The 377-nt window shown below is 71.6% G+C and carries 1 protein-coding gene; it reads right to left on the reverse strand.

Going from position 1 to position 377, the window contains the following annotated elements; all coding sequences use genetic code 11:
- A partial coding sequence (locus tag AB1L30_RS00620) for a tyrosine-type recombinase/integrase (protein ID WP_367011414.1) occupies positions 1-377 on the reverse strand: 377 nt, incomplete at both ends.

A 377-nucleotide genomic window follows, 5' to 3' on the forward strand; every position in this document is an offset into this window, starting at 1 on the left:
GCCGGCGGATCATCCTCCAGACGTCCGCCGGCCGCATCGGACTCGCGGTCAGGGCATCGCCGCTGCGGGTGGCCGAGCGGAAGAGGGGCCCACGCCGGTCGGTTTCGAGCCCGGCGGCCAGGACGTAGGCGTCGAGGAACTCCTCGAGCTTGTGGTGCGCTGGCATCTCGTGCTGCTTGCCGCCCTTCTCCTGCAGCCGCAGCCACATCCGCTTGCCCTGCGGGTAGTAGTCCTCGACGGCCATGGCGACGACGGCGCCGACCCGGGCGAAGGTGAAGAACATGGCGGCCAGCAGGGCGCGATCCCGCAGGTCGACGACCCCGGACCCGCCGATGCTGTCGAAGAGCTGGCGGGTCTCCTCGGCCGACAGGACGGGG

It is taken from the genome of Bremerella sp. JC817, assembly GCF_040718835.1.
Taxonomy (GTDB): Bacteria; Planctomycetota; Planctomycetia; order Pirellulales; family Pirellulaceae; genus Bremerella.